Source organism: Mesorhizobium sp. M0185, from assembly GCF_040322175.1.
In the GTDB taxonomy this organism is placed as follows: Bacteria; Pseudomonadota; Alphaproteobacteria; order Rhizobiales; family Rhizobiaceae; genus Mesorhizobium.
Genome location: NZ_JAMYSY010000014.1, coordinates 21,064 through 42,251 on the forward strand (window position 1 = coordinate 21,064; position 21,188 = coordinate 42,251).

Here is a 21,188-nt window from a genome sequence, read left to right on the forward strand (position 1 = left end):
ATGGCATCGCGGGCACTTCAATTCCGGACTACCACCCAATTCCGGACTACCACGGTCCCGATGTACCCAGGTTTCGGTACGAACCTACGGACAGCCCATTCCCTTTCATCCCAAGAAAGGGATTGCCCTAAGCCGCACCCCAGGGCCTTAGAGATAGCCTCCAGCCGGGTCCAGCGCCGGAGGAAGCCTTCCAGCCGGTCTTTCGGACCAAGGGCGATGTAAGACCCATACTCGGAGGCAGAAAAGCAATGCGCTGCGATCTCGTCCGCTTCGGGCACAGCCAGAACTGCCTCGATGTCCACCCCAACCTCCTGCCTGGTCGAGAGGGCGACGACCGCGACATCTCCGGATCGCGAGACACTGAAGCGCAAATCGCGAGCAGGCATGCGGTGCGAGAGGTGGGGTTTGCCTAGGCGTCCATATTCTAGTTCGATGTCGGACGGCGAGATTCCCAGTTTGGAGGCGAGGACCCGGCGCAGCTGCCCGCGGGTAGCGACATAGCGGCGGCGGTCCCGCTCCAGTCTCAACCCCTCGGCGCGCCGACGTTCCTCTTCGTTGAGGCAAACGCCTATCTCGCGGATGACGTTCTGCTCCGCATCGAGCATGAATGCCAGGATCTCCAAACCATCGTTCTCGAGGACCGGCATTATGATCCCGGGTCTCAGCTCGAGTTTATCCAAGTTTGGAGGGGGCGGTGCCGGCTCCGCAAGAGGCTGACTGACGCCGAATCTGACGGGTCGAATTGATCGATGTCCCGAGACAGCATGAAAATTCCAGCTCGTGCCCAATGCGTCATGGCCCTCGTCCCCGCCCGCGCCACAAAATTGGATAAAGTCGAACTCAGGGCAGCAGTCAGAAGTCATACGTGGATTCCGATCGCTGGGAGCGCTCATGCGCACAAGTGCAATTCTTTCTAATGAACGGCAGCGCCATTCTTGCGGATTTCCCTAGTGAAACAACCGCGTAAGGGCGAAAACAAGGAGCGCCTGGTGGCTATTTCGAGGTATGGATGGGCTACATCAAACGACCCAGACATGCTGCTGCTCCCAAAGGGGTCTGCCGGAGGCGAAACTGCCAACTTTATCTTGCCGGATTGACAATGAACTGGCGCTCCAATGATCTCCTGCTCTGACGAGCAAGGCTGCTGCGCCGGCTTTTGCCAAAAAGCAGTTACCTGGATGCGGAATTACATCAGATCAAAGCAATCTCCGCGCTTCGCTTGTGCGGCTGAGTGGGCGCCTGGGCGATGCGCTTTTGCTGCTGGACGACGGAAGCCTCCCGGCCTGGCCGCGCGGCTTTTATGCCTTATGGAAGACTTGGTTTCTGGGGACGACGCGATAGCGCCGTCGTTAAAGATCCAATTCGGATTACCTCTTCTGAGTAATTGATCGGTTCTCAATAGGTCCGCATCGCCAGTCCCGTTCGAACATCGCCGATTTCGGCTTGGTTTCCACAGCGGGCCCGGCTGGCGTCCTGCTCGGCGGTGGAGGCACGCAGATAGAGTTGGGCGAGGCGGGCGGCGATCTCGACCGTCTTTCCGGCGAGCTTGGATTCGCCGCCCAGCGGGCGACGCGCGCCAGTCCCGCATTGTGGGCGTTACGCAGCCGCTCGGGGACGATCATGACGATCGGTGCCCGATAATCTCCGTAAGATCCCAGCCAAACAGCGCGCCGGCCGCATGGTTGGCGAACCGGATGACACCGTGGACGTCGATGGTGAGGATTGCAACCTGCGTGGCGCCGGCAAAGCCCATCATCGCCCCGCGGGCGATCTCGCTGCAGCGGAGCTCCAACTGCTGGATGACGGATGACGAGCGCCGCGGCCGCTGCGGTGAACCTCGCCCTGCCGGCGGCGGATCTGGTGGACCAAGGGTACTCCTGCACGGGAAGAAAGGCGGCCGAAAGGCGCTTATTCAACCACTTAAAATGGTGGCTACGCGGCTACTTGTAATCTATGGCTCCAGCGGTAGGAGTCGAACCTACAAGCCTTTCGGCGTCGCATTAACCGTGCGGTGCGTCTACCAATTCCGCCACGCTGAAACATAGATTAGGGAGCCCGCCGCGCGAACTGGTGCTCTGATCCCGAATTGAACGGAATACGCGCTGTGCTTATCCGGCACTGCCGATAGTCCAAAGTGGCCAGCACCGACAACGGTCACATCGCATAAAGTAAGCAAATCCAACCTCCCCTTGGTCCTCGCCTGCCGAAGGGCCGAACCCGCCGATCGATTGTGGAAGAGCCTGCCCAATACTTGATACAAAGTGGCGGCTCCTTTTTTCAGTCGACGCTTCAAGCCGCGGCCTGTTTCATGTGAGCAGCAATGGTCCCTAGCACCCGCTTGGCACCGCGCAGCTGTGCCTCGATGCGGCGCTCTGGACTGTCTCTGCCTATTGCGATCCACTTCATGGGATGCTCCGCATTGGCCAGGTGGGACTTGTGCCCGGCGAAGCCTGCCAGAAAATCGTAGCCGCACTCGCCGCGTCCGATGCTGTCCTCAATAGCCAGCACATGGCTGATAAGCCCTGGCTTGAGCCGGCCATCGCGCTCATAAAGAAAGCCGCTTTGATAGTTGAGAACACGGCCGTCACACACGAAATTGTACAGGACCCCGACTGTCTGGTCCCCGGCCAACGTCTGTGAAATGCGGACGGTCCCCGTGGGAACGCCGCGCGCAATGAGCTCCTCGTGAAATCGACGGAAGCTCGGGTTGGCAAAGGCTCCCCTGCGTCCCCATCGCGCCTGATGAAGCTCGGCCAGCAAATCAAACGCGGCGAGCGCCTCCGACGTCACTTCGACAGTCCGGAACGCAACGGGGCCGCGTTCCGCATATAACCGCATGGCACGGCTTACCGCTTGGCGAGTATTGCGGCCTAATGTGGCGCGGTAATTTGCGCCTTTCTGGCGGACTTTGGCGAAATCGATCCACCGTGCCGTATCTTCTGCTTTCACCTCAGTAAGGAGCCCGGCCCGGCCCGCGGTGCGACAAGCGGCCAATTCGAAGTCGGAATCAATCCCGGAGAACACCAGTTGGTCAGAGCGGCGCAAGTGATGCGCCAAGGCCTCGACGCATGCCGCTCGAGTGGCATCGGCCAGGGATCGCTCCGCAAGAATATCGTTATACTCGATGAACAATCGATCGAATCGAACATCTCCGGTTTCATTGAGCAGCCAACGCGCCCGCGCATGCCGCCCGAAACTCCACGCCCTCCGCCGGCAAATAATCGCCAAGCCAACGATCCTGCTTGACGTCCGAGCGACTAGAACATGTGGTTGCGCGCCCCCCGGCAGATGCCGCAGCCAAGTTCCGATCCAGAGCCAGGACAGATAGAATGAGTGCGTTGCTCGCGCTTCGAGCTCATTCCAAGCGGTCTCGAGTGTCGCGATGTCCGGCAAGTCCTCCACGGTAACGTCGATGACCATATCCTGGCGCATGGCTTGTTCTACTGAAGCCACGCGATAGGGTTCCGCACCGATGGCTGAGACACCAAGAGGTCCTGATATACAACCATCTTCCTGATACTTTGCGCATTGCGGCGGGAATGCCAGGAGTATCCTCGCTGCACGCTGCTGTTCGTCCATGGAGCACCCGGGGTTTTCCTGTTTGGAGAAGACTTCATGTCGGGAGGCGCTAAAAGTGAAGACCCTATTCTTGACTACTCACGGAGAGCCTAGTCTGTGCCGGCTGCAGGAGGACGAGCGACCGCTTCACACGGCGCCTTTTAAAGCGGCCGGGACCAGCGAAGGCGTTTCCGAGGCATTGTCTCAAACCGCAGCGGCTCGCGCGCTCATTTATAGCCGAGCAGGCGAATCCCCATCAGATGCCGAAGAACCGAATTCGTAGTGGGTCTCGATCGCCGCCGCCAAACTCCTTGCATGATCATTTCGAGCATGATCCCAATTTTGGCAGGAACGAGCACATTAACGGCCCCATTGCCGAACAGCACAGCCTGCTTTCGAAGGCCAATTCCCGTAAACGCGCGTGACAGCTCACGATAGCTATATTCCTTCAGGTGGAATCCACATGCAACGTTGTCAAAGTATACCGAAATGTCGTGAGGGTCCCGTGACGGCGTTTGGAGTGATGCAATAGTAAGCACCGCCGGGTGAAAGAACACGATAGACCTCGGAAAGCTGCCTTACTGCGTCGTCGGGGTGTAGGTGCTCCATCAACTGATCGCTGAACATAAAATCGAGACTATTATCTGCGAAAGGTAGATGAATACCATCGATCCTAACAAATTGAAAATTGACGGGCTTCTCCCCAGGTGGCAGTAACGCGTCAGTTACGTCGATTGCATTTACTGACGAGCAATGACTGCACATGCTGAGGCTAAGCTTACAATCACCGGCCCCCAATTCGCCGAAACGCGCGCCTTTCTGGATAAGCGTTCTTAAAAGGGTGGTCTGAAGATTGACTATACGATCGTCTCTGTATTCATTTCTATTTTGGGGATGATCTTCAAGGGAAGTGAAAAGTTTGCCGTATACTTCAGCATAGAGGCTGAGCCGAGCGTCTTGATCTGAATTCAGCAGCTGAGCAGCCAGAGCTTTCTCGATTTGATAGTGCGCAAATATCCGCTCGGGCGTGCGCGCGTCGTGACAAAATTCCGAAATCTTTGACCAATCCCGCTTGATAGGCACCTGTATCCCGTTCGATGTCATCTCACTGCACCTTTGTCAGTGATCCGAACTCCTGAGCGGAGGCGGACATGCTCCTTATGAAGCGGCTCAAGCTGTCGGCGACGGCGAGTGGTCGTTTCGCTTCCCACTTTCGTCCCGACGAGTTCACTACGCAGACCAGCCATGCAGACCAATCTCCTTGCCGGGCATCAATTTCGGACCGATCCTCTATTCCCTCACCACGCGGGAAGGCTCGACATCGTTGGGGTTCGACGCGGCCGGCAAGCTCTCGCCGGTCGGCCACGAGGTCGGGACCGGCGAACCGGCCGGCTCTCTTGGCTCGCTTTCGCCCACGATGATGTTGACGAGGTCACCTGGCTGCAACAGGGTCATCCCGACGGAGTCAATGCTGACCGGCCCCGCTGCCGATTGCCGCACGATTTGATAGGTTGCGCTGTTCGCGTCCTTGGCAAACTGGACGCGGGCCACGGGCAATGTGTACAGGACGCCTTCGCTGGCGTTCAACTCGCGCACATTGGCCGCGATCTGGCTCTCCGCGGTCTCGATCTCGATCTCCAGATCGTTCCTGAGGTCGGCCCGGGTCCGCAACACCTCAGACTCCAGCGAAGCGAGGCGCTGCTTGGCGCTTGCGTATTGGTTAAGGGCGTCCTGCCGACGCTGTTCCGCGTCGGACAACTCACTCTGGATCTGATCCATCACCGTCATGCTGAGAACTTTGCGGTCCACGAGCGTGCGCATGCTGTTGACGCGCTCCTGGCGCAGCTTGACGAGTTTGTCGAGCGACTCCGTGCGCCCATAAGCGACAACATCCTGCCTGGCGGCCTCCAGCGCCCGCAGGTTCGCGCGCTCGCGATCCTTGTGCGCCGTGGCGACGGCCTTGCGCCGCTCGCTCTGCTCGTTGACGAGGTTAGCCGCTTCGGTGGCGCCGGCCAGTTCAAGCAACTGGCGCGGGATAGTGGGTGCTGTACCGTCGCGCTCGGCCTTCAGCACTGCCGCGCGCGCGAGCAATTTCAACAAGGCATCGATCGCCCCGCTCCGCTTCTGGGTCTCACGCACGGCTTCGATCTTCTGCCACGGCTCGCTCTCGGCGCGGTCGAGTCCGCCGGCCAGCGCGATCGCGTGCAGGACCGTCATGCCGGCCGCGTATTTGAACGAGCCTGGATTCTTGACCGGCCCCAGTACGTAAATGGGCGGGCGCTCCAGCGGCAGGATGTTGACCAGTCCCTCGCGGCCCACCAGTTGATTGAAGGTTTCCACCAGGTCGGCCTGTACCTGTTGCGTTGACCGGTTGGCGACCGGAATGGAGCCAAGCAAGGGCACGGAAATCGTGCCGTCCTCTTGGACAATATATTCGCCGCTCAGTTCCGGACGCTGCAGGATGCCGTGCAAGGCCGAAGATGCGCCCCCCCACTTGTCTTCCTCGACGTCGACGCGCTCGTAGAATGCGACCTTGAGGCGGTCACCGACGCCAAACAGGGCTCCGGTTGGCATGCCTGGCGCCTTGCTGAGGGTTTTGGGGCGCTCGGCACTGGTGGGAACGGCAGGGACGACGCTCCGCTCGATCAACGCCGCGGCCGATGCATCCGGTCCCGTGCTGAGGGTTTGGGGGGGCTCGGCGCTAGCGGGGACCTCAGGGACGGCGCTCCGTTCGACGAACGTCGCGGCCGACGCATCCGGTCCCGACACGAGCGCACGGGAGGGTTCGGCCGTGGCGTGGCCCGGCTGTTCTTGCCAGCTATCGATAGCAGCAGACACCTTCTGCATCACGGCTCCGGAGACATTCTCGACCCTCTGCACCACGGCTTCGGAGACATCCTGGATCCTCGGCACCACGGTTCCGGAGACATCCTCGACCTTCTGCATCGCGGTGCCGGAGGCGTCCCTGACCTTCTGCATCGCGGCTGCGGAGGCGTCCTTCACCTTCTGCACCACGGCTGCGGAGGCATCTTCGACCTTCTCCATTAGGGCTCCGGAGGTATCCTCGACCTTCTGCAACACGGCTGCGGAGGCATCCTCGACCTTCTCCATTACGGCTCTGGAAACAACTTCGATGGGCTCCCAGTTTCTGACCGCTCCCGCTCCCAGGACGGCGACCCCGGAGATCCCCAAGACAAGCAGGACGGCCTTCATTCCGCTGCGGCGGGCCGCCTGTGACAAGGGAGTGACGGGCTCGGAATTGTGTTTTGCATCCATGGCCATGGCGCGTGGCTTTCAATTTCAATGGTAGCCAGCCCATCCCGAAGTCGCGAGCATTCGGTCGACGGGGAAGGCTCTACCTTATCGTGACCCTTCACCGCTAGCGGCACAACTATCCCTTTGTAGGCACTCCTTCCGGATAAACGCCCCCTCCGGCGAACTCGTCCAATGAGCAGATTGTTGCTGCGCTGAAGGAGAACCCCTTTGATGGCAAACGGGACAAAGGCGATCGAACGCAACGAAGAGCCGGAAATAGTGGTCCGACGCAGCGTCTCGAACCCCCTGCGGCCCCAACATGCATTCGCAGAATGGCTGGCCGTCTCCAACTTCGTCGTCCTGGCTCTGGAAAACGAGCCGATCACGATCTCCGGCTCCGATCATTCTGCTACGTCGATCCCCTGATCGACGGCTGACCCGCCTGATTTGAAGAGGCGAACCTCGACGAAGCCGCCAATCTTTGCAATTCTACCGCGATAGCAATAGCAGAACTGGCCCGCCTCACTCATTTCTCTCGCCGGATCTCACCCAAAGGACTTCCCCGGCAGCGCTGCCCCGATATGGGCCGCCCCAGGGGGCGCGCCAGGCAACTCCTCTGTTGCTCACCGCAGGTGCAACGCAACGAAGGCAGACCATCGCCCATTTCGATGCCCGGAAGGTATCCGAGCTGTTGTGCGCGCTGCGGCTCATCGCGCTGGCCCACACCCAGTCGCCACGCCAGCTGTGGCACATTGCTCCTCAAGCTGGTGAAGCTCGGGCGCTGGTCAGGATCAGCGCGCGCCGCGCCAAGATCGCCTTCTCCTCGGCCTGCGCCGTCATCCCAAAATGGCGGCTGGTCGCGGCGCGGGTCGCCTGGGCCAGCGGTTCTCCCGCCTGACACGCCGCGCCCCCCCGCGCCAGAGCGGCGGCACCACCCACGCCCCACGGGAGACCAAGTCCGGCAACTCTCGCGGTCCGCGCATGCGGCGCCACGATGGTGCTGGTTGCCGCCCGGAGCGGCTGAAACCCAGGGCTCGCACTCCTCACTAAGGCCTCGGGCTTGAAAATCCGGGGTACCCCTCGACGAAGTTACCCTACGCCTAAAGAGGGTGTTCTTGTCTAGGGTTTTCCTAGCGTAAGGTAACACGGTCAAAAAAGAAACTATGCGAGGAGCGCCTTGCGAGACGCGCGTACCTCAATCGCGTCAGGGGAGGCTACGATGACAATGAAATCCTTGATGATCACAAAGTCTTTTATGACAGTGCTTGTCAGCCAAAGCGAGTTACTCCGAGAGGGCCTTGTTCTAATTCTGGATGCAGCAAAGTTTCGTATTCTTTTCTCTGCGGCTTGTGTTCACGACCTCCTGCAGAAGCCGCTGCCCAAGCACCGGTCCATCTTGCTCATCATGGATGTCGACGGTATTGATGCAGATGCTGGATTCGCACAAATTTCAGAATTTAAAGGGATTTATCCGACCAGCCATGTCGTTGCGCTAGCCGATCACTGTCGACCGAACGACATAGTTTCAGCCCTTCGTGCGGGAGCTGACGCGTATTTGACAAAAGTTGCCGCTCACGACACCTTCATCAAAGCTCTCGAATTGGTTATGCTAGGGCAGACGGTTCTACCTGCGGAAACTTCGACGTTTATTCAGGACATAAGACATGGTTTGAAATATGATGAAATAGCAGTACATGAGTTTACAAATGTGGCTGTTACAATGGAGAACGCTGATCGAAAACCATCAATGCTGTCAGCTCGGGAAGATTGTATTATACGTTGCCTGATCGGAGGGGAGTCTAACAAGACAATCGCGCGCAAGATTAACATCGCCGAAGCGACGGTGAAGGTACACGTGAAGGCCATCCTTCGAAAGATTCGGGTCGGCAACCGTACCCAGGCTGCAGTTTGGGCGATGAACCATGGTATGCTCACTTCCGCTCCTGGCAAAGGTCCGTCAGGGACCGAAAACACGGCTACTCAGCCTTCTCACCATCCGCAAGAGCTACTTGAAGGACAAAAGGAGTACCACCTTCTCAAGAACACTCATCCTGTGTGACCGCCTCCGGGTCTTGACAGCGACGGATCGCAATGGGGCGCTGAGGTGGACCCTCCAACGGGACCACAACCCGGCCTTTAGTGATTGCAGTCGCGGATTTCGCAGACAGATGCCGGGTTCATAGCGACGTGGTGTTAACCCAGGCCAAGTTCGACGCCCATCAGGACCCCCGGGAGGTTCAACCAACTGACCTGGAACACTTCCGCGATCATCTGGTGCCACCCCAATGCCTACGTGCCGCTCACGGCCGACGTGCTGGAACGCAAGATCGAGCTCCTCGACAAGCACTTCGGAACGCGGCGCACCAAGGACTGGTTCGACCGTCAGACACTCGCTGGGCTTGCGAGGTTGCGCTGGATGGAATGCCGGGCACCCGAGCATTTCGCCGAGGCTTTCACGCTCCGGAAGGGAAAAATACTTAGCAGTTTGCGAACATTCTCTCGCAAAAGACTTACGGGGCGACCGTCGAAAATGGAGTGGGCCTTGAACTCACAGTGTGATCTGCTTAACTAGTTGTTCTACAGTGGTCCGGCAAAAAAGACATCTACAAGCAAAGATAGTACAGAACTAGCCATGTGCAAGCCGATCGTTTCTACTATCCATTTTGAAGTTGAGGGTGCATCAAAGTGGGCAAGGGAAAAATAGCTCCTGGATTTTCGTTCAAAAAAGCGCGGATCGGAACGGTCGAGGGCGGAGAGTCCGGGGTTTTGGTGTGGAAACGGGATCAACTGGTTGCGGTCCTTACTCAGATCGACGAGGAAGCCTACTCCACGAAGGGCAAATGGTTCCTCGAGACAGGCTTCGGGCTGCTGAGCGGGCAGCACAAGAATTTCGATACGATCGAAGAAGCCATAAGATGGGTGGCCAGACACACTTTCCCTGACAGTGCAGATGGATCGGCCGATTCAGCGGCAGAAAGTTAACCCGATTTGCGGTCAGCTTCCCGCCTGGCGGAAGTCGCGCATTCCCTTCTCAATCGATCGTCCGCGAGGCAAGTTTCCTGTCGCCTGGAAGCTTCTTGGCTTGCGTGCCCATGCAGGTCCCAGCGAAGTCTTTCGGCCCATGTCTCATACCTACCCTCGCCGGGCGGGACTTAGCCCCGCCGTCACCTTATTGGCCAGCATTATTGGTCCGCAACTGAAGTGAGGTCGTGCTCATCACCGGCAGTGCACCGTCGGCGGCCCTTATCGTCCTCATGCCAGCCGTCTCGGCGCAGTGTAGCTGACGACGAGAGCGGCGTGAGCACTCCACGCCTGAACATCCTGCAGGAACAGGGGACGGTATGTCTACGCCGCCCTGCCGGTTGGGATCGAGCGCAGAGAGCTTCGGCGGCCGCATGCTCCCCGGACCCGGGGCCATGCGGATCCTCCATTCCGGCTGTAAGGTCTACATGCTCGGCTGAGGATTTACGCCTTCCCTATTGGGTCTCGGTTGGCACCTATGGTGGAGGCCCGAGGCGGACACACTGCCGACGACACCGCGGCCTTGGAACAGCTTTCCAAAGGACTGGAGAACAAGATCATCGCGACGAAGCCGGGGCTTCGGAGCACCCCGCCAAAATCCTCCTACAGCATGGTATCAGGAAGCTAGGGGCAACCCGCGGCTGGCCCCTGTACCTCGGCTGTATCTCGGGCGCTTCCCGGATGCAATTCTGCAACGGAGATCCCGCGACTGTCAATAAGACGGCCCGCGGGATTCACCCGAGGCGGGCCGTCTTATTGCTTGGGAACGCTTCAGGAAGAGTTCCTTCTCGCGATGAGATCGTTGACCTTGTAGGCGACTTCCGTGCGGTTGGTCGCCTTCAGCTTCTTCATGATGTTTCGGATGTGGACCTTCACGGTGCTTTCTCGCAGGTTGAGTTCGTAGGCGATGATCTTGTTCGCTTTTCCGCGCCGGAGCGCCTGGGCGACCTCGGCCTGCCTAAGCGTGAACATGCCCTTCAAAGGCTGCGTGTCGCGGCTGTCCGAACCTATCAGGTGGCGCATGCAAAGGACACTGCTCGCAGTGACGAAGATACCTCCCGCTGCCGCAAGGTTTATAGCCTCGACACAGACATCAATTCCGACCGAGGTCGGAATGTAGCCGCGTGCGCCGCATTCGAGAGCGGTCAATATGTGTGCAAGATCTTCGGTGTCGGCCAGGATAACTACAGGGACTGATTTGAATTCGGACGAAATATGCCTAATCTCGTCTGCGATCCCATGATCGGTGACCTTCCGGCCGCCAAGGTTCAAGAGTATGGCTGCAAGGGGAGGGACCGAGCCCTTCTTCACGCGCCATTCATCGATCGAACCCATGGCCGCGATTTCCATGCCGAGTTCGTGGTCCGCGAGGGCAAGAACGAGACACTCGCGGTCTAGGGCCCTTCCGTCCAGGACGAGGAGGCTTCCTTTGCCTGCATGGCCGTGGACGCTTTTCGTTCCTCTGGACAGGACTCCTGACCGATTGGCCGTGTGTTTATGCCGTCCTGCTGTGGAATCCACGTCAATCCCCAATCTTTTCGCACAAGCCGCGTTGCGGCTGCCAAAACACCCCTCATTCTTCGCAATCTGAAAGCTTGAATACGCTGCCCTGTGTTTGAATGCACTTGTGATTGAACACCCAGCCCTTGTGAAAGCGTGAGGCTCACCCAGCAGTTTCAGCAGTTCTTCGCCCCTAGCCGAGAACAGCTTGTGCAGCCTATCGTCTATTTATAAGCGTTCTCTAACATAAGTTAATTTTTAGAAAATTTCGCGTCGACGGTCGCCTGAGGGCATGTGTTGAGACCGCGTCACCCCGCGTTGAAGCTCCCGCGAGTTCGATCGTGACGCGCGGGTCCGGTCAGATTCAATCCCTTTGGCCATGTGCCAACCGTTGAAATGATTCCCGACCGCTCAAGGAATGCCAAGGAGTGGGATAGCTCTGCGAGGTTGACTAACCGGCTAGGCGATGATGCCATTCTCAGGATGGGACCGCTCAGCCAAACCCCAAGTCCAGCAGCCATTCGAGGGAGGATCGGTAGTTCCTCGCGATTGTGGACGAGAATTCCTGAAGGTGGATATTGGCATGACCAGGGTGCAGTTCGTGGCATCCGTAGCCAAGCGCACTAGGTCCGAGAACACCCGGCTGTATTTGCCGCCGTTTATGGGTGCAGCTTACGCGCATTTCGGCAGCACCTTCTGCTCATGCGATATGCCATGGTGCCGTCGATCATGATAATCGGGCCTTTGCGGCTGCCCTCGTCAAGATAGACTGCGGCCCCGCCAGGTAAGCCGCGCACTACCGGCCCGGAAAACTCGTGTGGAACTGCTCGAACGACGGCGCACTGTCGTCTTCCAGCAGAAATTTTGCTGACGGCACATGCACTGGCGCCCCGCACCGCGCCGCAGGGGGCGACGCGAAAGCCCCGCTAGGGACGATTGAACCCGAGCTAGAGGGAATAACCTTTACCTGAGGTACTCGCTGTCGAATCCGGCTGTTTTGACCAGCTTCTTGCGGTTGATCACCTCTACATAGCCTGCCTTGAAAGCGACGAGATCGGCCTTGCGGAGTTCCCTCAACGTCCGATTGAGGTGAACGGTGGTCATTCCGAGGATGTCGGCCAATTCGTGCTGGGTAAGGGGACACTCATATCGTCCATGGGCCGACAGGCCAACGATCGAGAGCCTCTCCTCCAACTCGAGCAGGAAATGGGCGGTGCGGCTCATCGCGTTCCGCCGCCCGGCATTCATGAGATGTTCGGCAAGGATGGCGTTCAGGCGGGCCAGGGAGCAGGCGATAGTCTTGCCGAGCCGGCCTTCCGACAAGATGGCCTCCACCAATTTCTTGCTGGAAATTTCATAAACAGCTAGTTCGGTTATGGACGCCAGGGACGCTAAACGAGGTCCGTCTACGGAACGGAAACCGACAATGTCCCCCCGCAGAGGAGTGTCGATGATCTGCCGTTCTCCGTCCAGTAGCCCGCGGTAAAGGAGGGCCCAACCCGATTTTACGATGAATATCTCATCGTTCTTGTCATCCTGGCGGCATATCACCGAATGGGGTTTGTAAGTTCTTGCGGTAACACCGAGAAAATCGCTGTTACCCCAATCGTCCTTCGAGAATGTCCCCCCTACGGGATGCGAGTTTATGAACTGCAACAGTGTTTGCATGTTGCTTCAATTTCCGCACAACCTACAGCAATTACTCCCGTACGAGTTCGACAGAAGGACCACCTACGGTAGAGGCAGGATGGCCTACTGTCCTCGTCTGTTTGAATGAAGGTAGATTGACGGTCGGAAAAGCGCGGTCGCGCCAGTTGTCGCACCTCACTAGACGGTTTCGAGCCGGCTGAACCGAACCGGGATGATTTTCCGGGTCTCGAGCTGCCCTGCCGCATCCTTGTCGATGACAGTCAGAAACTGTGCTTCTTTAGATCCCAAAGGCAGAACCAGCCGTCCCCCCGGCTTGAGTTGCTTCAGAAAAGCCGGCGGTGTCTGCTCAGCCGCCGCCGTGACCAGGATCTTGTCGAATGGGGCGTGCTCGGGCCAGCCGCGAGACCCGTCTCCGACACGAATGCCGACATTGGATAAGCCTAGCTCCTGCAGGAGAGCCTCCGCACGGCTTACGAATTCCTCGATGATTTCCACGCTCCAAACCTGCCCGGCGAGTTCCGCGAGGATTGCGGTTTGATAGCCCAGGCCAGTGCCGATCTCGAGCACCGCCTCGTTCCATTGGGGAGCAAGGAGATCGGTCATGAGAGCGACGATGAATGGCTGCGAGACGGTTTTATCGAAGCCGATCGGCAGCGGCATGTCCTGGTAGGCATAAGGTGCAACCGAGGCTGGCACGAAGCGATGCCGCGGCACTCGCCGCATCGCTGCCATCACCCGCTCATCGAGCGCCGCCTTGCCGAGTTCTTCGCTTGCAAGGTCGGTATGGATTGCAATCATCTCGACCATGTGCCTGCGTAGGACCGCGAGGTGCTCTTCGTTCATTGGCTTCATGACGGTAGGGCCTTCCTCAACCAGCTTGCTGCCGGTGAGCATTATATCCTGTTCGTCACGATAGCGCCCGCCATCGTTTCCATTACGGGTGCCCAGGGCAAGCGTGGGTGACCGTCTTGGCGGGCTATCGCCGGCGGCGACCCTGGAGATTCTGGGCGCTCATATCGCCATAGCGGTGTGTCCCACATGCGACTATCTCGCGCATCAGCTTCGCCAGCGCCGGCCGAGAGGGCGAGGCGCCGGAGCCGTGCTCCTGGTGGACGAGGCGGCAGCCAGCCGCCTTGATCTCGTCGACCTGGGCGTCGGTCGCCCGATCCTCTGTCGAGACGCGGGCATCGCCAATGGGGCGGCCGATCGGGAGAACTGGACGTTGTGCGTGCATTTGGCCGGTTTCGGGGCCGTTTTTGGGTTTTTGTACACACAAGGAATGTGCCAGAACATGAACGTGTGAATGCGTCTGGAGAGGCCTCAACGACGTCTCATCAGCCAACCGAGGCTTGTAATCCGTCACTAATGCCATATCCTACGCACAAGAAATGTGTCTCTGGATATGGCAAAGGGGACAGGGATGACCCCAGCATTGAAAGTTCCAGTTCAGAACGAACCGTTAGTGCTGTCCTATATGGATCGGGCTGGGAAGATCGCTGTCGCCCAGGTTGCGGATGGATTCGGTATGTCCAAAGGTCAGCTTGCCGAGACGGCGGGTCTTGCGCGGGAAACCCTCTATAGGGCTGAGCGTAGCCGTGCTGCAAAGACGCAAGGTCGCCTTCGTGAAATGCTTGAGATCATCAGCAGAGTGATCGACTGGGCTGGAGGCAAGGAGCAGGCGATGGCCTGGTACCGGGCCCAGCCGATACCGGCATTCGGCGGGCGGACGGCGGAAGCTCTGGTTAAGGAAGGCAAGGCCAGCGCGGTTCGCGACTATCTGGATCATGTCGCCGTTGGTGGCTTTGCTTGAGGTTTGCCGGAATTTGCTACCGCGCCCATGATCCGCGGTGGTCCTTCCAGCCTATCTCAGGCGACGGAGCGGCTATTCGGGGTGCCAGGTTCAACCCGAAAGGTGTGCCTACGCTTTATCTGGCGCTCGACATCATGACGGCCGTGAAGGAGGCCAATCAGGGTTTTGCACATCGCATTGATCCCTGCGTGCTTTGCTCATACGAGATCGATTGCGATGACATTGTCGATCTGAGGACGGCGCAAGGCCAGGCCGACGCCGGGATCCGGTTCGAAGATATGGCTTGTGCCTGGATGGATTTTCTCGCCCATGGCAAACGGCCGCCCTCATGGAGCATCCATGACCGCCTCGTTGCTGAAGGCAAGTTCGGCATTGTCGTGCCCAGCTTCGCGCCAGGTGCCGGCACATGTGATCAGAACCTCGTGCTATGGAGCTGGGGCGAGGTGCTCCCGCACCAGGTCAAGGTGATCGATCCGGGAGGCCGGCTGCCTCGGAAGCAATTGTCCTGGAGCTAACGCCGCAAGGGTCGGATCGAATTGCGACTCAGGCGATTATCCGCGCCGCCCGCGCGAGCGTGCGTTCCGCGTCATTGTAATAGTTTGAGGCCTGCTGCACGGAGCGATGCTGCGACTGCTGCAAGGCTTCGGGCAGCGGAATGCCGCGGCGTGCGGTTTCGGTGAGATAGCCGGAGCGCAAGCTGTGGGCGGAGAAGGCTTGCGGATGGAGCCCGGCCTCGGCGGTGCGCCGCTTCAGGATCAGATTGACGGCCTGCGGCGTCAGGACGCGCGCTTCGAGATTGCCCCGTGGTCGATGCCGCCAAACACGGCGCCGTCCCTGATCCCGGCGCACGCCAGCCAGTCATTCAAGACCAGCACAGGCCGGCCGACCAGCAGCACGAAAGCGTCGCTGTCGGCTTGCGTCTTCTCTGTGCGGCCGAGCCGTATCGACAGGCACGGCAATTTATCGCCGCCGGGAGCGTTGGGATCGGCCGGAACCGGGTCTTCGTCGACCAGCTGTTCGACGCGAAGAGCAGAAATTTCGCTGCGACGCCGGCCGCCGGAGGCGAAGGCGGTGATGAGAATCGCGCGATCCCTGACGTCAACGAGACGGTCGCCGGCGCATGTCTTCAGGAGGGCGGCCAGAATATCGGCGGTCACGGCCTTCCTGCTCTTGCGGCCGCGGATGGGCTTGGCGCGCACCGCCAGTTTGATTGCGCTCTGCAGCCCCGGCGCATTGAATTCCCGACAGGTTTCGCCATTTGTCAAGATTGACCAGCTCGACAGCCGCCGGCGCACGGTGGACGACGCGTGCGGTTTTTTTGTCACCCTTAACAGGCCTTGGGCTACCAGCGACGCCGCTACGTCAGCCGGCATGCCCTGCCGGGTCGGCCTCGCGTTTCGAAAAATCCCAAACGTGGTGAGCGACGAATTTGAGGAGCAGGGATTCCGGCGCCGGCCAAGAACAGGGAAGGGACTGGAGATTGGCCTCTCAGTCCCGCGATTGTTGTTTCGGCCGCCTCACTGTGCTGCTCGGGCAAAAGCCAGGCAGCGGCAAGGAGGCGTCGAGGGCCAGGATCGTCAGTAGCGATGCCCTTCGTGACGCCAGGCCAGGATCTCTTCGGTGGTCACTGGCTTCGCCTTGGCGCGCGCGGCGCGAACCTCGTCGATCAAGACGTCCAGCCGGTTACCCTTGTGGATTCGGGAGAGTTTTGCGATCGGATCGTTGCCGCGCGAAATAATCAATTCCTCGCCGGCCTCGACTTTCGCCAGCAGTTCGGAGAGATGGGTCTTGGCCTCGGCGACCTTCACTGTGATGGTCATTTTTCCGTCCTCGTGTGGCGTTGTACGCTTTGGCCTGCCTCTCGGCGCCAAAAACATTCCACGCGAGCGGCGCCGGCGCGCAATCGGTCCGACCGGTTGCTGGCCTCTGTCGATGCCATCCACGACGCCGCCCTGCTCGGCCTGAAGGAACATGATCGGCTGGTGCTGGCCAAAAGCCAGATGGAGCGAAAACTCCGCGACCGCCGCGCCAGCTCGAAACTGCCCGACTTGATCGAACTGGTGCTGTCGCGGCCACTTGTCTCGACAGGCCTTATCCAGGACAGCCTGAACGTGACAAAACAGGGGGCGCTCAATCTTGTCGGCGAGCTCGGCCTGCGCGAGATGACGGGCAGGGGAAGGTTTCGCGCCTGGGGGATTGTTTAGTCCGCTTCCATGATTTACGAAATTATCGAACTTGACGAACTTGCGCTCTGCAACCATATTGATGACAGCAGGAGGTTCTCATCATGGCCGCTCCAAAACGCAGTAATCATAGCGGGGCCGCATCGCATGCGGGAGTCGCCGCCCTGAGTTTCACCACAAAGCTGCCGGCACAGGCAGACTTCAAGAAGGTATTGCTCGAACGCTATCAGGAAGCGATCGCACGCGGCCGCAAGATCGGCCATCGCGTATCGTTCCGGGTAGAGGTCGATCCGGCCGCCGATGCGCAGACGATCACGCCGGTCGAAGAGCAACCGATCGCTTCGGATGTGTTTCCCGTCGAGGATACAGGCAAGCCCGATGCCGAACTCGAGGCGGCTCTTGCCGGAGCGCGCGCGCGTGGCCGCAAGCGTGTCGCCGAAATTGTCGCCGGCGAGGACATGCTGAGCGCGGATGCCTTTGCCAAGCTGCTCGGCACGTCGCGCGTGACCGTCAACGCCAGGCGGCAGAGTGGGCAGGTGCTCGGCATCGATGGGGCCAAACGCGGTTTCCGCTTTCCTGTCTGGCAACTCGACAAGAACGGTCGTCCCTTCGGCGCATTGCCGGCGCTGCATGCCATGTTGGGCAACAGTGCCTGGGCCGTCTATCGGTTTTTGGTGTCGCGCCATGGCGTCCTTGACGGGCGGACGGGCCTTCGAGCCCTTCAACAAGGCGATGACGCCTCGGTGTTGGCCGCGGCGGAAGGCCTGGCCGGGGGCGATTTCGACTGAATGCCCGGCGTTCCACCTCCACCCGATTTCGCGCGCGCAAAGCTCGAAATCGAGACCGTACCGCGGGGTCGGACGTTCGGCCGGATCTACTGGAGTCCCTATCCCGATCCGTTGGGATACGGGAAGTCGCCGAGCCGGTTCAGCGATCCTCGACGCCGTGTTGACGCCAACCGGTTTGGCGTTCTTTACCTCGGCGACTCCCTGAAGGTGTGCTTCCTCGAGACCGTGCTCCGCGACCGCCGCGAAGGAATCCTTGACGATCTTCCAATAGAGGAGGTGGAGTTGACCCGACGGCGATATGCGGAGATCGCGACCACGACAGACCTACGCCTGGTCGATCTCAGAGCCGACAATGCCGTCAGGATGGGTGTTCCGACCGATGTCGTTCGGGCACAGCGCCAGAACCTGGCACGCCGGTGGTCACTGGCGTTTCACGAGCACCCATCTCAGCCCGACGGGATCATTTATCCCTCGCGCCTCAATGAGGCGACCAATCTTGCCATTTACGATCGCGCGGTACCGAAGCTTCAGGCGAAGCGTGTTGTGACCCTTCTCGGCGCGCGAGGGCTGGCTCAGGTCCTGGAGGATTTCAGGGTGGGGTTGGTGTGAAGATGCAGCTCGTATCCGTATCGCTTGGCGAAGATGGCTGTAGCGCCAGAACCCAAGGCGGACATGACGACCTGGTTGTTGCCAGCTCTCGGTGATATCGATAACATTATCGAAGTCGATCCGATTCTAAGAGGTGGTGCATGAACGCGGCCGGACGCCAGATAAACCTCGTGCCCAAGTGTCTGGCGCTCCGCCTTGATCAGACCGGCGCGGCCGGCCGGTAGAGAGCGCTGATGGCCAAGGCAGCCTCATCGAGACCGGGCGAGAGCCACGCCCCGACGATGGTCGACGTGGCGCGGCGGGCAGGTGTGTCCACCATGACGGTTTCACGCGCCCTGAAAGAGGGCAGCCTCGTTTCCAAGGCGACGCGGGAAAAGATCATGGTCGCGGTCAACGACCTCGGCTACGTGCTCGACCAATCGGCCGGCAGCCTGTCCTCGCGCAAGACTGGATTTGTTGCCGCGATGGTTCCATCACTCAACAATTCCAACTTCGCCGATACGGCGCGCGGCATAACGGATGAACTGGAGAGCACGGGACTCCAGCTTCTGCTCGGCTACACCGACTATACGGTCGAGAAGGAGGAAAAGCTGATCGAAGCGATGCTCCGTCGGCGGCCCGAAGGCATCATTCTGACCGGCGGCGCCCATACGGAGCGCGCCCGCCGGCTTCTTAAAAACGCGGGCATCCCTGTAGTCGAAACCTGGGAGTTGCCGGCGAAACCCATCGATCAGGTGGTCGGATTCTCCAACGAAGAGGCGATGGGGCTTCTCGTCAAGACGCTGGCCAGAAAAGGCTACAATAAATTCGGTTACATCGGTGGCACGACCTCGCGCGACACGCGCGGCAGCCAACGGCGCGAAGGCTTTGTCAGAGCCATTGAGGAGCTCGGCCTGCCAACCGGGCGCCTCGTTTCCTTTGGCGTGCCGCCGATATCCATCGAGCAGGGAGGCCAGGCCGTCGTCAGCATGCTGGAGCGCTGGCCGGACACGCAAGCCGTACTCTGCGTTTCGGACCTTTCGGCCTTCGGCGCACTGATGGAATGCAAGCGCCGGGGCATGCGGATCCCGCAGGACATCGCCATTGCCGGCTTCGGCGACTACGAGGTAGCCGCCTTTTGCCATCCCGGCATCACCACCGTGAATGTCGACTGCTACGGCATCGGGCAACAGGCCGCCCGCAGATTGATCCAGGTGATCCGAGGCGACGAGAAACGACACGGCGAAGAAATCGTGCTCACCGGCTATCGCGTCGTCGAGCGCGAAAGCACCTGAGTTCCTGCATCGATTCAAACGCAGCGAATGCAGCCCAATAGCGATGTTTCGCAAGACCATCACCCTCACGCATGACGGTGCTTTGAAAGCCGTTGCAGCCGGAGCAGCGCGCCGTCACGATGGGCGTGCCGCAATGTCTCATGGTCGTCGATGCGAGCGGCGAAGTCCTCGCCAGCCTGCGCATGGATGGCGCGCGGTTCCTCAGCATGCGTACGGCGCAGGCGAGGCGCGCACCGCAGCGTCAATAAATGCCGCTACTGGCGGTATGGCGTTCGAAGCGGCGCACTCAGCCGGTATCGCTTCGCAGGGCGGCGTGACCAATTTGCCTGGGGGGTTGCCGATCCGCTTCGGCGGACGCCTTGCGGGCGGCATCGGCGTCGGTTCGGGAACCGGCGAGCAGGATTTCGATGTGGCACACGCCGCCTTGGCGGCGGTTGGCGCCGACGTGATTTAATGCGATATGCCGATGCGCCTCCAGCGCAACCGAAGGATCTTCAGAACGCGATCTGAACCTTCATGGATTTGTTTCGGTCACCGGCGATGTCGAAAGCCGCGACCGCCTCGTCGAGAGCATAGATGCCCGTCAGTAGCGGTTTGACATCCACCCGGCGGCGATTGATCAGGTCGACGGCGAGCGCAAACTCCTCGTGGAAACGGAAAGTGCCCCGCATCTCGATCTCTTTCGCGACGATGAGGTTCTGCGGGATTGACAGATCGCCGCCGAGACCGAGCTGCACGAGCACTCCGCGCGGCTTCAGGACATCGAGCCCTGCACGTACCGCGCGCTCATTGCCAGAGGCCTCGAACATTATGTCGAAACTACCCTTGTCGACATTATAGGCGGCGAGCTTTTCGCTATTTATCGCGACATTGATCGTACGGTCGGCACCGATCTCCAGGGCCTTCGCCAGCACGCCCTCCATGACATCGGTGGCGACGATTTCGCGCGCACCGTGGGCTCGTGCGGCGAGGATGCAAAGCGCGCCGATCGGCCCGCAGCCGGTGACCAGAACCCGCTTGCCGAGCAGCGAGCCGGCGCGGTTCATGGCATGCAGCGTCACCGCGAAGGGCTCCGCAAACGCGGCTTCGTTGATGGAGATGTGGTCGGCTATTCTGTGGCACTGCCACGCCTCGGCGACCAGGCGCTGGCGGAACGCCCCCTGTATGTGCGGCATCGGCATGGCGCTGCCATAGAAGCGCATGTTGAGGCACTGGTTCTGCATGCCTTGCAGGCAGTAGCGACAGGCATTGCAGGGCCGGCTGGGCGAGATCGCCACGCGATCGCCGACCGCAAGTGTGGAGATGCCGTCGCCGAGGGCCCGCACCGTGCCCGCAACCTCGTGGCCAAGAATCATGGGTTCACGAAGGCGGATCGCGCCGAAGCCGCCATGGTTGTAATAATGCAGGTCCGAGCCGCAGATGCCGCCAGCCTCGACCGCGATCTCGACCTGTCCGGCGCCAGGGGAGCCCGGATCGGTCTCCTCGATCCGCAGGTCTTTTGCCGCGTGGATGACGATCGACTTCATGATGTGATCCCTTC

20 protein-coding genes, 1 tRNA gene and 4 pseudogenes are annotated in these 21,188 nt (G+C 59.9%); 13 read left to right on the forward strand and 12 right to left on the reverse strand.

The genetic code is table 11. The features are described 5' to 3' along the window. Positions 1 to 17: 17 nt before the first annotated feature. Positions 18 to 647, reverse strand: a complete 630-nt coding sequence (locus NKJ20_RS13505; protein WP_352744568.1) for a 4'-phosphopantetheinyl transferase family protein — start codon at positions 645 to 647, stop codon at positions 18 to 20. A gap of 796 nt (positions 648 to 1,443) precedes the next feature. Here NKJ20_RS13505 and NKJ20_RS13510 point away from each other — a divergent pair. Next, on the forward strand, positions 1,444 to 1,641 hold the full coding sequence (locus tag NKJ20_RS13510; RefSeq protein WP_352744570.1) for a hypothetical protein: 198 nt from the start codon (positions 1,444 to 1,446) through the stop codon (positions 1,639 to 1,641). Between the two features lie 313 nt (positions 1,642 to 1,954). On the opposite strand, the gene NKJ20_RS13515 is transcribed toward NKJ20_RS13510, so the two are convergent. From NKJ20_RS13515 to NKJ20_RS13530, 4 genes are all read right to left on the reverse strand, one after another. Continuing rightward, positions 1,955 to 2,039 (reverse strand) — tRNA-Asn (locus tag NKJ20_RS13515). A 250-nt stretch (positions 2,040 to 2,289) separates the two neighbouring features. Continuing rightward, positions 2,290 to 3,579, reverse strand: coding sequence for a GNAT family N-acetyltransferase (locus NKJ20_RS13520; protein WP_352450591.1), 1,290 nt, complete (start codon positions 3,577 to 3,579; stop codon positions 2,290 to 2,292). A 453-nt stretch (positions 3,580 to 4,032) separates the two neighbouring features. Next, positions 4,033 to 4,662 (reverse strand): class I SAM-dependent methyltransferase, encoded by a 630-nt coding sequence (locus NKJ20_RS13525; RefSeq protein WP_352744572.1) that lies wholly within the window; start codon positions 4,660 to 4,662, stop codon positions 4,033 to 4,035. A gap of 186 nt (positions 4,663 to 4,848) precedes the next feature. Continuing rightward, positions 4,849 to 6,840, reverse strand: a complete 1,992-nt coding sequence (locus NKJ20_RS13530) for a polysaccharide biosynthesis/export family protein (RefSeq protein WP_352744574.1) — start codon at positions 6,838 to 6,840, stop codon at positions 4,849 to 4,851. Positions 6,841 to 7,044: 204 nt separating this feature from the next. Here NKJ20_RS13530 and NKJ20_RS13535 point away from each other — a divergent pair, with 204 nt between their 5' ends. The 5 genes and pseudogenes from NKJ20_RS13535 to NKJ20_RS13555 all read left to right on the forward strand — a co-directional run bounded on the left by NKJ20_RS13535 (position 7,045) and on the right by NKJ20_RS13555 (position 9,795). After that, positions 7,045 to 7,239: a hypothetical protein gene (locus NKJ20_RS13535; protein ID WP_352450595.1), complete on the forward strand. Its 195-nt coding sequence runs from the start codon at positions 7,045 to 7,047 to the stop codon at positions 7,237 to 7,239. A gap of 193 nt (positions 7,240 to 7,432) precedes the next feature. Next, complete coding sequence (locus NKJ20_RS13540; protein ID WP_352450596.1) at positions 7,433 to 7,711, forward strand: hypothetical protein; 279 nt, start codon at positions 7,433 to 7,435, stop codon at positions 7,709 to 7,711. A gap of 321 nt (positions 7,712 to 8,032) precedes the next feature. Then, positions 8,033 to 8,872: a LuxR C-terminal-related transcriptional regulator gene (locus tag NKJ20_RS13545; RefSeq protein WP_352450597.1), complete on the forward strand. Its 840-nt coding sequence runs from the start codon at positions 8,033 to 8,035 to the stop codon at positions 8,870 to 8,872. A gap of 101 nt (positions 8,873 to 8,973) precedes the next feature. Beyond that, positions 8,974 to 9,280: pseudogene (locus NKJ20_RS34145) on the forward strand (PIG-L family deacetylase); the annotation flags it as partial. 218 nt (positions 9,281 to 9,498) lie between these two features. Next, a complete protein-coding gene (locus NKJ20_RS13555) occupies positions 9,499 to 9,795 on the forward strand; it encodes a hypothetical protein (RefSeq protein WP_352450598.1) in 297 nt (98 codons plus the stop codon). A gap of 810 nt (positions 9,796 to 10,605) precedes the next feature. On the opposite strand, the gene NKJ20_RS13560 is transcribed toward NKJ20_RS13555, so the two are convergent. From NKJ20_RS13560 to NKJ20_RS13575, 4 genes and pseudogenes are all read right to left on the reverse strand, one after another. Further along, a complete protein-coding gene (locus tag NKJ20_RS13560) occupies positions 10,606 to 11,304 on the reverse strand; it encodes a LuxR C-terminal-related transcriptional regulator (protein WP_352744730.1) in 699 nt (232 codons plus the stop codon). 993 nt (positions 11,305 to 12,297) lie between these two features. Continuing rightward, on the reverse strand, positions 12,298 to 13,002 hold the full coding sequence (locus tag NKJ20_RS13565; protein WP_352744577.1) for a Crp/Fnr family transcriptional regulator: 705 nt from the start codon (positions 13,000 to 13,002) through the stop codon (positions 12,298 to 12,300). Positions 13,003 to 13,161: 159 nt separating this feature from the next. Further along, positions 13,162 to 13,836: a protein-L-isoaspartate(D-aspartate) O-methyltransferase gene (locus tag NKJ20_RS13570; RefSeq protein WP_352744733.1), complete on the reverse strand. Its 675-nt coding sequence runs from the start codon at positions 13,834 to 13,836 to the stop codon at positions 13,162 to 13,164. Positions 13,837 to 14,023: 187 nt separating this feature from the next. Next, positions 14,024 to 14,218: pseudogene (locus NKJ20_RS13575) on the reverse strand (recombinase family protein); the annotation flags it as partial. 186 nt (positions 14,219 to 14,404) lie between these two features. On the opposite strand from NKJ20_RS13575, the gene NKJ20_RS13580 reads away from it, so the two are divergent. Continuing rightward, positions 14,405 to 14,794: an antitoxin Xre/MbcA/ParS toxin-binding domain-containing protein gene (locus NKJ20_RS13580; protein WP_352744579.1), complete on the forward strand. Its 390-nt coding sequence runs from the start codon at positions 14,405 to 14,407 to the stop codon at positions 14,792 to 14,794. Next, complete coding sequence (locus NKJ20_RS13585) at positions 14,791 to 15,309, forward strand: RES family NAD+ phosphorylase (protein ID WP_352744582.1); 519 nt, start codon at positions 14,791 to 14,793, stop codon at positions 15,307 to 15,309. Before NKJ20_RS13580 ends, NKJ20_RS13585 begins: the two co-directional genes overlap by 4 nt. Before the next feature lie 28 nt (positions 15,310 to 15,337). Here the strand turns inward: NKJ20_RS13585 and NKJ20_RS13590 are convergent. Beyond that, positions 15,338 to 16,261: pseudogene (locus tag NKJ20_RS13590) on the reverse strand (tyrosine-type recombinase/integrase); the annotation flags it as partial. Between the two features lie 110 nt (positions 16,262 to 16,371). Then, positions 16,372 to 16,614, reverse strand: coding sequence for a type II toxin-antitoxin system Phd/YefM family antitoxin (locus tag NKJ20_RS13595; RefSeq protein ID WP_352450602.1), 243 nt, complete (start codon positions 16,612 to 16,614; stop codon positions 16,372 to 16,374). Between the two features lie 40 nt (positions 16,615 to 16,654). On the opposite strand from NKJ20_RS13595, the pseudogene NKJ20_RS13600 reads away from it, so the two are divergent. From NKJ20_RS13600 to NKJ20_RS13620, 5 genes and pseudogenes are all read left to right on the forward strand, one after another. After that, a pseudogene (locus NKJ20_RS13600) lies at positions 16,655 to 16,998 on the forward strand (helix-turn-helix domain-containing protein); the annotation flags it as partial. 83 nt (positions 16,999 to 17,081) lie between these two features. Further along, entirely contained in the window at positions 17,082 to 17,765 is a 684-nt protein-coding gene (locus NKJ20_RS13605; RefSeq protein ID WP_352744584.1) for an XRE family transcriptional regulator, read from the forward strand. Then, the gene (locus NKJ20_RS13610) at positions 17,766 to 18,374 is read left to right on the forward strand and encodes an RES family NAD+ phosphorylase (RefSeq protein ID WP_352744587.1); all 609 of its coding nucleotides are present in this window, start codon (positions 17,766 to 17,768) and stop codon (positions 18,372 to 18,374) included. A 233-nt stretch (positions 18,375 to 18,607) separates the two neighbouring features. Continuing rightward, entirely contained in the window at positions 18,608 to 19,648 is a 1,041-nt protein-coding gene (locus tag NKJ20_RS13615; protein WP_352450605.1) for a LacI family DNA-binding transcriptional regulator, read from the forward strand. 43 nt (positions 19,649 to 19,691) lie between these two features. Further along, positions 19,692 to 20,102, forward strand: a complete 411-nt coding sequence (locus NKJ20_RS13620; protein ID WP_502902804.1) for a heme-binding protein — start codon at positions 19,692 to 19,694, stop codon at positions 20,100 to 20,102. A gap of 40 nt (positions 20,103 to 20,142) precedes the next feature. Here the strand turns inward: NKJ20_RS13620 and NKJ20_RS13625 are convergent, their stop codons facing one another. Continuing rightward, on the reverse strand, positions 20,143 to 21,174 hold the full coding sequence (locus NKJ20_RS13625; RefSeq protein ID WP_352450608.1) for an L-idonate 5-dehydrogenase: 1,032 nt from the start codon (positions 21,172 to 21,174) through the stop codon (positions 20,143 to 20,145). Positions 21,175 to 21,188 lie beyond the last annotated feature (14 nt).